Origin of the sequence: Mesorhizobium sp. (genome assembly GCF_004963255.1) — a bacterium.
In the GTDB taxonomy this organism is placed as follows: Bacteria; Pseudomonadota; Alphaproteobacteria; order Rhizobiales; family Rhizobiaceae; genus Mesorhizobium.
Genome location: NZ_SUGA01000011.1, coordinates 142,681 through 152,915 on the forward strand (window position 1 = coordinate 142,681; position 10,235 = coordinate 152,915).

The window sequence follows — 10,235 nt, forward strand, 5'->3', positions numbered from 1 at the left end:
GCGGGCGGCAGTCCGGGGTCGAGGGCTTGGTCGCGAAGCCCTTAGCCGATACGGGCTGGCGGATAAAGCTGGGAGGGATGGGCCAGGCGATTCGGCTCCGTAATTACCCCTCAAACTCCACCCGCTTATGCGATCCGTCGCAGAACGGCTTGTTCGCCGAATGGCCGCAGCGGCAGAGGAACACCTTGGTCGTGCGGGCGATCGTATGCCCCGTGCCGGTGACGAGCTCGGCATTGCCTTCGACCTTCAGCGGGCCGTTGCTGGTCGGGGTTACGGTCAGCGGGCCATTCCTCGCGTCCAGCATCTGCGCTTCCTTCAGCGGCGGCTCGCCGGTGGCGGTGAAGCCGGCCTTGATGTGGCTGTTGTCGCAGAACGGCTTGTTCTGCGAGGCGCCGCAGCGGCAGAGCGTGGCGCGGAAGAACGTCTGGTCACCCAGCATGATCTCGGCATGCACCGCCAGCGGGCCGTTCTCGCGCACGCGCACCGTGTTGACCACCGGCGGCTTCTCCTGCGGCCCGCCATCCTTGCGCTTGTAGGTGACGGCGCCCGACGGGCAGTTCTCCGCCAGCGCCACCACCCGTTCTACGCTCGCGGCATCGGGATGGATCCACTCGCCCGGCGCGTTGGGCACGAAGACATGCGGGTTGCCGAGCACGCAATTGCGCGAATGGATGCAGCGCTTGCCGCTGAAGGAAACGTCGATCTTCTCGCCTTCGACCGTGCCTGCCATTTGGGTGGGGTCTCCTGTTGGGGGTGGAGACCAGGCTTAGGGCGCGGGAGCGAAGGGCGTCAAGCTGGGAGGATGGGCAGCCATGCCCTGCGACATCGCAGGTGAGCCACCGAGAAAGCGCAAGTTTCAAGCCATGCCGACGCTATCTTGCCGCCTATGCCGTTTACGGGGACAAGAAAGCTGCCGCCAGCGCCGGCCCTCCAGCCGCCGGGACCCGGATACGGCTCGGGCAGGACCATCGGCTGCGATGCGACTGTCCAGAGCTGTCAGGAGCCGCATCGATTTGCGGTTTGCCTTGAGCGGCATCAGGCCTATATCAGGTCACCTTTTCCAGCCGGCCGTTTTTCAGCATGTCATCCATCATCTCGATCTCCGGTGTCACGAAAACCTATGCCACCGGCTTCAAGGCATTGAAGGAAATCAATCTCGATATCGAGCGCGGCGAGATCTTCGCGCTGCTCGGGCCGAACGGTGCCGGCAAGACGACGCTGATCTCGATCGTCTGCGGCATCGTCAACCGCTCGTCGGGCAGCGTCACGGTCGACGGCCACGACATCAGCCGGGACTATCGCGCGGCCCGCAGCCTGATCGGGCTGGTGCCGCAGGAACTCACCATCGACGCTTTCGAGACGGTCTGGGCGACGGTGAACTACAGCCGCGGCCTGTTCGGCAAGCCGCCCAACAAGGACTTCGTCGAGAAGGTGCTGCGCGACCTGTCGCTCTGGGAGAAAAAGGATTCCAAGGCGATCACGCTGTCGGGCGGCATGAAGCGCCGGCTGATGATCGCCAAGGCGCTGTCGCACGAGCCGCGTGTGCTGTTCCTCGACGAGCCGACGGCCGGCGTCGACGTCGAGCTGCGCCAGGACATGTGGGCGATGGTCAGGCGGCTGCGCGAGGACGGCGTCACCATCATCCTCACCACGCATTACATCGAGGAAGCCGAGGCGATGGCCGACCGCGTCGGCGTCATCAACAAGGGCGAGATCATCCTGGTCGAGGGCAAGGCCGAGCTGATGCGCAAGCTCGGCCGCAAGCAGATGCGGCTGGAGCTGCGCGCGCCGCTTGCGGCCTTGCCGGAGAGCCTGTCGCGCTATGCGCTGGAGCTGTCGGGCGACGGGAACCAGCTCACCTACACCTATGACAACCAGAGCGACCGTCCAGGCGTCGCCTCGCTGATCCGCGACCTCGAGACGGCCGGCATCCAGTTCCGCGACCTCGACACCAAGAACAGCTCGCTCGAAGAGATCTTCGTCAGTCTTCTGAGGCAAGAGCCATGAATCTGCGCGCGGTATGGGCGATCTACAGGGTGGAGATGGCGCGTGCCTTCCGCACGGTGCTGCAGAGCATCATCTCGCCGGTCATCTCGACATCGCTCTATTTCGTCGTCTTCGGCTCGGCCATCGGCTCGCGCATCAACGAGATCGACGGCATCGCCTACGGCGCCTTCATCGTGCCGGGCCTGATGATGCTGTCGCTCTTGACGCAGTCAATCTCGAACGCCTCCTTCGCCATCTATTTCCCGAAATTCGTCGGCTCGATCTATGAGCTTTTGTCGGCGCCGGTGTCATACTTGGAGATCATCATCGCCTATGTCGGGGGCGCGGCGACCAAATCGATCATGCTCGGCCTGATCATCCTCGCCACCGCCGCGCTGTTCGTGCCGCTCAGGATCGAGCACCCGTTCTGGATGATTGCCTTCCTGGTGCTGACGGCGGTGACCTTCAGCCTGTTCGGCTTCATCATCGGCATCTGGGCGAAGACCTTCGAGCAGCTGCAGCTGGTGCCGCTCCTGATTGTCACGCCGCTCACCTTCCTCGGGGGCAGCTTCTATTCCATCCACATGCTTCCCGGCATCTGGAAGACGATCACGCTGTTCAACCCGGTCGTCTACCTGATCAGCGGGTTCCGCTGGAGTTTTTACGGCAAGGCCGACGTCTCGGTCGGCGTCAGCCTCGGCATGACGCTGGTGTTTTTGGCCATCTGCATCGCGATCGTGGCGTGGATATTCAAGACGGGATATCGGTTGAGGAACTGACCGGCTAAATCGCCTTGGTCAGGCGCAGCAGCCCCAGCATTTCCACGAAGGTTCCTTTGCGGAAGGCGATATAGGTCGGCTCCTCGAGGCCGTGGAAGCGGCGCTTGAAGGCCGCCTGGCCCTGCAGGTTGAAGCGCGAGCGGTTGACCCAGGGCGAGTTGTAGGCGCGCTGGAAGGTGTTGCGCCAGAAATCCGATTCGGCGAAGCCGCTGGGCTCGATGTCGAGCAGCGGCGAGAGGCCGAGCGTCACCTGCGAGATACCTTCCTCGCGGAAGCGATCGACGGCGAATTTGGTCAGGCCGACCTCGGCATGCGGCGTCGCGTCGGTCTGCTTGCGCTTGAAGGCGGTGGTGTAGCCGATCACCTTGCCGTCGCGAAACAGCGGATCGAAATCCAGGATCGCGAGAAGCCGGCCTTCGGGGCTGTGCAGGAGGAAGCGGCGCATGCCGGCGCCGAGCTCCTCGGAGAAGCGGCGGTTGAGGAAACCCATCTCCCAGCGCTTGATGATGCGCTTTTTGCGCCAGTCGGCGGAAAGCTGCTTGATCTCTTCCTGCAGCATGTCGCCCGTGCCCTCCGCGAGGAGAAAGCCCTTCTTCGCCAGCCAGCGCTCGGAATAGCGCACCGTCTCGTTGCGCTTGCCGGAAAAATCATGCGCCGGCAAAAGCAACCTGGTGTCGATGCCGAGCCGGTTGACCTGGTAGCCGAGACCGGCGAGCACCTTGGCCGTGTCGGCGCCGATCTGCACGAACCAGGGGCCGCCGGCCGCCTCGACGAAGCGCTTGATGTAGCCCGGGCGGTCGGCCGGGTCGGCCACCGGATCGCCCAGCGCGAAATGACGGCTCATCTTGGTGCCGAAGGCGATGTAGCCGTCGCCCTCGCTGAAATAGGACAATTTCTGCTGCACGGCCGTGGAGTAGGCGAGCGAGAAATCGCCGTGGCGGCGCACCAGAGCCAGGCGCTCCTCATCGCTCAATTCGCGCCGCGGAACCTTGGGCGCCACGGCGTCGAGAAGCCGGTCGAAATAGATGCGCAGGGGCGCCATGAGCTCCGCGTGCCAAGAAGTGATGACCTGCCGCCCTCAGGTCGCGAATCGCTGGCGACCGCTGCCGGCCACGTCGCGTCAGCGATATAGGATGCAATTGACGGCGAATGAAGGGCAAACGTCCGAAAGCCTCCGGCATCGGCGGTCGGCCGCCGGAACGTCCTGGGGGCATCGGCTTGATTTTTCCATGCAATGTTATATATCACGTTATCGATAATTGGTGAGCGCGCTATGGAAGACATTCTGCGATCTCTCGGCTTTCTCTGTCTCGGCAGCCGGATGAAGCGTATGGGCGAGCAGTTGCAAGCCGACACGCAGCGCGTGCTCGACCGCCTCGACATGCGCATCCAGTCGAGCCAGTACCCGCTCCTCGCCGCGCTCGACCGGCTGGGGCCGCTGCCGGTCGGTGAGCTGGCGCAATCGCTGGGCGTCGCGCAACCGGGCGTAACGCGAAGCGTGGCGCTGCTTGCCGAGTTGGGGCTGGTCGAAGTCAACCCTGCGGATGACGACCAGCGGCGCAGGATCGTTTCGCTGACCGGCAACGGCAGGCGGCTGGTCGACCGCGCGAAACGGGACGTCTGGCCGAGCATCGAAAATGCCGTCGCGGATCTGTGCGCCGATCTTTCCGGGCCGCTGCTCGGCCAGCTTGCCGCCATCGAGGACCGGCTGGCCGAGACGCCGCTCCACCGTCGCGCCGAAAGGATCGCCGCGTCATGAAGCACTTCCTCGACCGTCCTGTCTGGAGCGCGCTCGAAACGCGGCAAAGAACCTTCGCCGAGGGTGACGATCTCGCGCGCCGGTACCGGCCATCGATCATCCCGTTCGCCGCCACGGCAACGGACGATCCGGAAAGCCTGCACGCGCTCGGAAGGCTTGTTCCCGCCGGCGAGACCGTCATCCTGGCTCAGGCCGAGAACATTGTCCTGCCGCCGGAGCTTGTCGCCACGATGACCGCCGATGCCGTGCAGATGATTGCCGAGCAAGCCTTGCAGACGGTCGCCGACCCCCGGATCGAACAGCTGACGCGACAGGACGCCGCCGAGATGCTCGCGCTCGCCTCGCTGACGAAGCCTGGCCCGTTCACGCTGGAAGCCTTGAGCCTCGGCGAATTCTGGGGCGTGAAGATCGACGGCAGGCTGGCCGCGATGGCCGGCGAGCGCATGAAGCAGCCCGGCTATTCGGAGCTCAGCGGCGTGTGCTCTCATCCGGATTTTCGCGGCGGCGGCCTCGCCAGGCTGTTGTCGCTGTTCGTTGCCAACCGCATCATGGCGCGCGGCGAAGTGCCATATCTGCACGCCTTCGCCAACAATGCAGCGGCGATAAAGCTTTACGAGTCGATCGGCTTCCGGCTGCGCAGCGTGATGAACATCGCGGTGGTTCAGCGGGCGGGGTGAACCGCCGGATTCGTCATCCACGGGCGGAGCAAGGAGCGTAGCGACGCAGCGCAGACCCGAGGATCCATTCCGTGATGTCGACGCGCCGCGACGGCGCAGAATTCTACGCCGCAGCGCCCGACGCCCGAGGTAACGGAATGGATTCCAGGGTCTCCGCGACGGAGCTACGCTCCTGCTTCGCCCTGGAATGACGACGTTGGGGGGGCTTCCGCCAGTCCCCAACGTCTGCGCTACCTCAGCGCATCACACCGCGATCTTGCCGCCGCCCTGCTTCGTGATCGCAACGACGGACGGCCGCACCGGCATGTCCGGCTTGAAGTCCGGCCAGCGGGTCGACGGATCCTCGTAGTAGGACGGGCGGCCAAAGGCTTCCCAGTCCTCGCCGCCGTCGCCCGGATGCTGGACGGCGACGAAAGCCGTCTGGTCGTCCGGCGCGAAGAGCGGGCCGCACATTTCGGCGCCGATCGGCACGCGGAAGAACAGTTTTGAGGTCGCCCGCGCCGCGCCTTCCGTGTCGACCGCCCAGAGGCCGTCGGTGCGGCCGGTGGCTTTCGGGCCCTGGCCATCGGTGGCGACCCACAGGCGCCCGGCGGAATCGATGGCGCAATTGTCCGGCATGCCGAACCAGCCATGGGCGGTGGTCGCGGTCGAGAAAGTGGCGCCGACATCGGCGACGGAAGGATCGCCGCATTTGAGCAGCACTTCCCACTTGCCCTTGGTCGCGGCGAAGTCGCCGCCATCCTCGACGATCTCGATGATGTGACCAAAGGCGTTGGAAGCACGCGGATTGGCGGCGTCGACCTGCTCGGCCTTGCGCTTGGAATTGTTGGTCAGCATGACATAGACCTTGCCGTTGCCGGCATTGGGCTGAATGTCCTCCGGCCGGTCCATCTTGGTGGCGCCGAGCAGGTCGGCGGCGCGCCGCGTCTCGATCAGAACGTCGGCCTGGGACGCGAAGCCGTTCTCCGCCGTCAGCGGGCCTTGCCCGAAGACGATCGGCATCCATTCGACCGAACCGTCCTCGGCGAATTTCGCCACATGGAGCGTGCCTTCGTCGAGCAGGTTCATGTTGGCGGCGCGGTCATGGGGGTTGAACCTGCCGGCGGTGACGAACTTGTAGACATAGTCGAAGCGCTCGTCGTCGCCGAGATAGAAGACGACGCGGCCATCCCTGGCGACGATCGACTCCGCGCCTTCGTGCTTGAAGCGGCCCATGGCGGTGCGCTTCCTCGGCACGGAGTTGGGGTCGTTGACGTCGACCTCGACGATCCAGCCAAATCGATTGGGCTCGTTCGGCTCCTTGGCGAGGTTGAAGCGGTCGTAATGCGCGCCCCATTCATAGGCGCCTTCCGGGATGCCGAGGCGCTTGTAGTTGGCGGCTTCCTTGTGGCCTTCCGGCAATTCGCCCGAGAAATAGCCATGGATGTTCTCCTCGGCCATCACATAGGTGCCCCAGGGCGTGACGCCGCCGGCGCAATTGTTGAGCGTGCCGATGACCTTGGCGCCGGAGGGATCGGCATTGGTCTTGAGGCGGTCATGACCGGCGGCCGGGCCGGAAAGCATCATCTCGGTGGTGGACATGATGCGGCGGTTGAGCTTGCCGTCGCGCACCACCTGCCATTTGCCGCTTTCCTTGCGGATCTCGACGATGGTGCCGCCATGCGCGGCCATTTCGACATCGACCTGCTGCTTCGACAGCGGTGCGACCTCGGCGGCCTTCTTGCCGTCCTTCTCGACGATCGAAACGATGCCGGGGAACATCAGATGCGGGTTTGTGTATTCGTGGTTGACGACCAGAAGCCCGTGCTCCGCCGAGCCGTCGATCGGGATGTAGCCGACATAGTCGTTGTTGTAGCCGAACTGTTTTGCCTGAGCCTCGGCCGACTGGTTCAGCGGATCGAAGTCGGGCGAATCGGCAAACAGCGGATCGCCCCAGCGCAGCAGCACGTCGGCATCATAGCCGGGCGCGACATGGTGCTTGTCGTCGATGCCGGCTTCGAGCTCGTCGAATTTGAAAGCGGAGCCTTCCGCCGCGCGCGCCTCGTCGGCGGCGACGAGCGCCAGCGGGCTGACGGTGGCGGCAATGGCCGAGACGGCCAGTGAGCCCATGAGAAAGCCACGGCGCGAGAAGCGCGCGGCGATGATCTCGCCCATGGTTCGGTTGTCGGTCGGGTTGACGGACGGACCGTCATTCTCCTCGAGCTGGCTGGTGCGGAAGCGGGTCTCAGGGGTCGCGGTCATAGGCTGTTCCTCTGGCTTCTTGAGGTGGCTGGGGTTGACCTTTCGACCCCTAAAGCGTGCCGATCACATTTTCGTGACATCGCCATGATCAAACCGCAAGATTGGTTTGCTGGCTGAGCAGCGGCTGGTCCAGCTTCAATCCCTGACGCGCATGTGGGATCGACCGCGCCCAGCTTGACGGTTTCGCCCGCTTCGGAAACAAGGGCTGCGGCCGGCGTGGCGACGGCGCTTCAAAAAAGGGGACGGCGAGTGAGTTTCTGGGGACTGGCGCAGCTCGGTATTTCGACCGTGATGTTCCTGCTGGCGGCGATGGCGGCCAAGCAATGGGGGTTGGCGCCGAGCCTGGCCAAGCTCCTTGTGACGCTGGCGCTCTATACCGCCGGCAACCTGATCATGCTGAGGCTGGTGCGCGAGTTCGGCATGTCGGTGGCGTTCAGCCTGTCGGCGGTGATCCAGCTTGTCGCGGTCAATGTCGTGGCCATCGCCTTTTTCGGCGAACGGCTCAATGCTTTCCAGGCAACCGGCATGGTGCTGGCGATCGCAGCCGTCGCCCTGATCACGCTCGGGCCCTATATGCAGAAGCTCTAACCTCGAGCCTCTCATGAAACCATCCGTCGGCGCGCTGCTTGCCAAGATCGAATTCCCCCTGCTTCTGGCCGGGTTGGTCATCGCCGGCGGGCTGTGGGGTTTCGAAGAACTGATGGAGGTGGCGCGGGCGACGACGCCGCACGCCTTCGACACCGAGATCCTGCTTGCCTTCCGCCATGCCGGGCAGCCGGACAGCCCGATCGGTCCGCTTTGGCTGCAGGGCGCGATGCGCGACATCACCGCGCTCGGCAGCACCGTGGTGCTGGTGCTGGTCACGACCGCGACAATCGTCTACCTCATGTTGATCCGCGAGCCTTCGACGGCGCTGTTCGTGTTCGCGGCGGTGGCGGGCGGGCAAGTGCTTTCCACCTTGCTCAAGCACGAAGTCGACCGGCCCCGGCCCGACCTCGTCTCGCACCTGGCCACCGAAACGTCGCTGTCCTTTCCAAGCGGACATGCCATGCTGTCGGCGGTGACCTATCTGACGCTCGGCTGTTTAGCGGCGCGCTTCCTTCCGGATCGCCGGACGAAGATCTTCGTGCTTTGCCTTGCCGTGCTGATCACCGTGGTGGTCGGCACCAGCCGCGTCTATCTCGGCGTGCACTGGCCGTCCGACGTGCTTGCCGGCTGGTGCGCGGGCTTCGCTTGGGCCATGCTGTGCTGGCTCGCGGCACGCCTGCTGCAGCGGCGCAAAGTGGTGGCCGACAGCGACGTCGATGGTTGAAGCATTCAAAATGATGCTTGAGACATTGTAATATCTAAAATATACATCTTTCACATCTTCAGAAACAGGTTTCGGCCGATGATCACTGCCGCACAGATGCGCGCCGCGCGGGCGTTGACCGGCATCGACCAGAAGACGCTTGCCGAGCGTGCCGGGGTTTCGCTTCCGACGATCCAGCGGATGGAAGCGAGCGAGGGCGTGGTCAGGGGCGTGGTCGACACGCTGATGAAGGTCATCCAGGCGCTCGACGAAGTCGGGGTGGAGCTGATCGGCGAGAACCAGGCCAGCGAGCGCGGCGGCAGGGGCGTGCGCCTCAAGGCCGCCGCGGCGCAGAACCCGCAAGGTTAAGCCGCCGGCCTGGAAGACCGTCTCACATCGCCGCTTCGATCGGCTCGGCAAGCTTCGGATTGGCGCGCGCGGCGATCAGGCAGCCGGCGACGATGAGGCATGCGCCCGCCAGCGTTGTCCAGGCCAGCTTCTCGCCGAAGAAGAACCAGCCAAGCGCGATCGCCCAGATAAAGGCCGAGTATTCGGTCGGGATCAGATATTGCGCTTCGGCACGGGCGTAGGACCAGCTCATCAGGAATTGCCCGGCGAGCGACAGCAGCGCCACCCCGACCACGGGAAGCCAGAGATCGCGCGGCAGCGCAACGGCGAGCCAAGGTGCTGCGAGACCGAGGATGATCGCGACGAAGAGGTTCTGGAACAGCATGATCTCGACCGGCCTGGCCAGCAGCGCCTGCTGCCGGAAGAGGATCAGATTGTAGGCGTAGAACACCGTCGATGCGAGCACCGCGGCCGTGCCGAGCAGGGCATCCGGCGAATGGCTTGCCGCCCCGAACTGGCCGGACAGTATGATCGCGACGCCCGCCATGCCGGCCAGCGACGCCCAGACCGCCTGCCGCCTTATGCGCTCGCCCAGCAACAATGCCGCAAGGAAAAGCGCGAACAGCGGCGCGACGAAGCTGAGCCCGATCGCCTCGGCGATCGGTAGCCTGGCCAGGCCCCAGAAGAACAAGACCAGGACGATGCCGACAATCGCGGCGCGCAACGCATGCAGGCCCAGCACCGGAAGACGCGGCTTCGAGCGCGGCCCCGCCGACCAAGCAGCGCCGGCGACCAGGGTCGAGACCATGCTGCGCCACAGCAGCGTGTTGTAAACACCGACCGCGATGGTCAGGGATTTCATCGCCGCATCCATGCCGGACAAAAGAAAGATCGCCAGCGCGCATATGAGCACGGGGATTGTCGGCGAAACGGCGCCGGTCAGCTGGATGTCTTCACGGCATCGCTCATGGCAGCCGGATATCGCGGGGCGGGCGGAGCAGCCAGATGGCAGCGCCACCGATATGGCGGTCCAATCGCTATCGGCGAAATTCGAAACGCTGGCGGGACAGCGCCCCCCTCTGGCCTGCCGGCCATCTCCCCCACAAGGAGGGCTTTGCACGGAACTGAGTTGGTGATTCGGTAGGTCCGGAATG

The 10,235-nt window shown here is 64.6% G+C and carries 10 protein-coding genes and 1 pseudogene; 7 read left to right on the forward strand and 4 right to left on the reverse strand.

The annotated features are described in order from the left end of the window. Nucleotides 1-103 precede the first annotated feature (103 nt). Complete coding sequence (locus tag E5X34_RS15065; RefSeq protein WP_292565936.1) at nucleotides 104-730, reverse strand: CDGSH iron-sulfur domain-containing protein; 627 nt, start codon at nucleotides 728-730, stop codon at nucleotides 104-106. 350 nt (nucleotides 731-1,080) lie between these two features. Here E5X34_RS15065 and E5X34_RS15070 point away from each other — a divergent pair, with 350 nt between their 5' ends. After that, the gene (locus tag E5X34_RS15070; protein WP_292565939.1) at nucleotides 1,081-2,007 is read left to right on the forward strand and encodes an ABC transporter ATP-binding protein; all 927 of its coding nucleotides are present in this window, start codon (nucleotides 1,081-1,083) and stop codon (nucleotides 2,005-2,007) included. Further along, nucleotides 2,004-2,765, forward strand: coding sequence for an ABC transporter permease (locus E5X34_RS15075; protein WP_042637317.1), 762 nt, complete (start codon nucleotides 2,004-2,006; stop codon nucleotides 2,763-2,765). Before E5X34_RS15070 ends, E5X34_RS15075 begins: the two co-directional genes overlap by 4 nt. 4 nt (nucleotides 2,766-2,769) lie before the next feature. Here E5X34_RS15075 and E5X34_RS15080 read toward each other — a convergent pair whose 3' ends face one another. Further along, on the reverse strand, nucleotides 2,770-3,807 hold the full coding sequence (locus E5X34_RS15080; protein WP_292565943.1) for a phosphatidylglycerol lysyltransferase domain-containing protein: 1,038 nt from the start codon (nucleotides 3,805-3,807) through the stop codon (nucleotides 2,770-2,772). A 231-nt stretch (nucleotides 3,808-4,038) separates the two neighbouring features. Here E5X34_RS15080 and E5X34_RS15085 point away from each other — a divergent pair, with 231 nt between their 5' ends. Both E5X34_RS15085 and E5X34_RS15090 read left to right on the forward strand, forming a co-directional pair. Next, the gene (locus tag E5X34_RS15085) at nucleotides 4,039-4,524 is read left to right on the forward strand and encodes a MarR family transcriptional regulator (protein ID WP_292565946.1); all 486 of its coding nucleotides are present in this window, start codon (nucleotides 4,039-4,041) and stop codon (nucleotides 4,522-4,524) included. Next, nucleotides 4,521-5,201, forward strand: coding sequence for a GNAT family N-acetyltransferase (locus E5X34_RS15090; RefSeq protein WP_292565949.1), 681 nt, complete (start codon nucleotides 4,521-4,523; stop codon nucleotides 5,199-5,201). Before E5X34_RS15085 ends, E5X34_RS15090 begins: the two co-directional genes overlap by 4 nt. A gap of 243 nt (nucleotides 5,202-5,444) precedes the next feature. Here E5X34_RS15090 and E5X34_RS15095 read toward each other — a convergent pair whose 3' ends face one another. Further along, nucleotides 5,445-7,442 carry a PhoX family phosphatase gene (locus tag E5X34_RS15095; protein WP_292565952.1) on the reverse strand — a complete coding sequence of 666 codons (1,998 nt, stop codon included), beginning with the start codon at nucleotides 7,440-7,442 and terminating at the stop codon, nucleotides 5,445-5,447. Between the two features lie 249 nt (nucleotides 7,443-7,691). Here E5X34_RS15095 and E5X34_RS15100 point away from each other — a divergent pair, with 249 nt between their 5' ends. From E5X34_RS15100 to E5X34_RS15110, 3 genes are all read left to right on the forward strand, one after another. Further along, nucleotides 7,692-8,030: a hypothetical protein gene (locus tag E5X34_RS15100; RefSeq protein ID WP_042637321.1), complete on the forward strand. Its 339-nt coding sequence runs from the start codon at nucleotides 7,692-7,694 to the stop codon at nucleotides 8,028-8,030. Between the two features lie 13 nt (nucleotides 8,031-8,043). After that, the gene (locus tag E5X34_RS15105; RefSeq protein WP_292565955.1) at nucleotides 8,044-8,754 is read left to right on the forward strand and encodes a phosphatase PAP2 family protein; all 711 of its coding nucleotides are present in this window, start codon (nucleotides 8,044-8,046) and stop codon (nucleotides 8,752-8,754) included. A 78-nt stretch (nucleotides 8,755-8,832) separates the two neighbouring features. Further along, entirely contained in the window at nucleotides 8,833-9,102 is a 270-nt protein-coding gene (locus tag E5X34_RS15110) for a helix-turn-helix transcriptional regulator (RefSeq protein WP_292565958.1), read from the forward strand. A 22-nt stretch (nucleotides 9,103-9,124) separates the two neighbouring features. Here E5X34_RS15110 and E5X34_RS15115 read toward each other — a convergent pair. Beyond that, a pseudogene (locus E5X34_RS15115) lies at nucleotides 9,125-10,050 on the reverse strand (DMT family transporter). Nucleotides 10,051-10,235: the final 185 nt, after the last annotated feature.

Excerpts from the sequence above, each read along its gene's own strand:
- E5X34_RS15065 (WP_292565936.1), bottom strand. The coding sequence starts at position 730 with ATGGCAGGCACGGTCGAAGGCGAGAAGATCGACGTTTCCTTCAGCGGC.
- E5X34_RS15070 (WP_292565939.1), top strand. The coding sequence starts at position 1,081 with ATGTCATCCATCATCTCGATCTCCGGTGTCACGAAAACCTATGCCACC.
- E5X34_RS15075 (WP_042637317.1), top strand. The coding sequence starts at position 2,004 with ATGAATCTGCGCGCGGTATGGGCGATCTACAGGGTGGAGATGGCGCGT.
- E5X34_RS15080 (WP_292565943.1), bottom strand. The coding sequence starts at position 3,807 with ATGGCGCCCCTGCGCATCTATTTCGACCGGCTTCTCGACGCCGTGGCG.
- E5X34_RS15085 (WP_292565946.1), top strand. The coding sequence starts at position 4,039 with ATGGAAGACATTCTGCGATCTCTCGGCTTTCTCTGTCTCGGCAGCCGG.
- E5X34_RS15090 (WP_292565949.1), top strand. The coding sequence starts at position 4,521 with ATGAAGCACTTCCTCGACCGTCCTGTCTGGAGCGCGCTCGAAACGCGG.
- E5X34_RS15095 (WP_292565952.1), bottom strand. The coding sequence starts at position 7,442 with ATGACCGCGACCCCTGAGACCCGCTTCCGCACCAGCCAGCTCGAGGAG.
- E5X34_RS15105 (WP_292565955.1), top strand. The coding sequence starts at position 8,044 with ATGAAACCATCCGTCGGCGCGCTGCTTGCCAAGATCGAATTCCCCCTG.
- E5X34_RS15110 (WP_292565958.1), top strand. The coding sequence starts at position 8,833 with ATGATCACTGCCGCACAGATGCGCGCCGCGCGGGCGTTGACCGGCATC.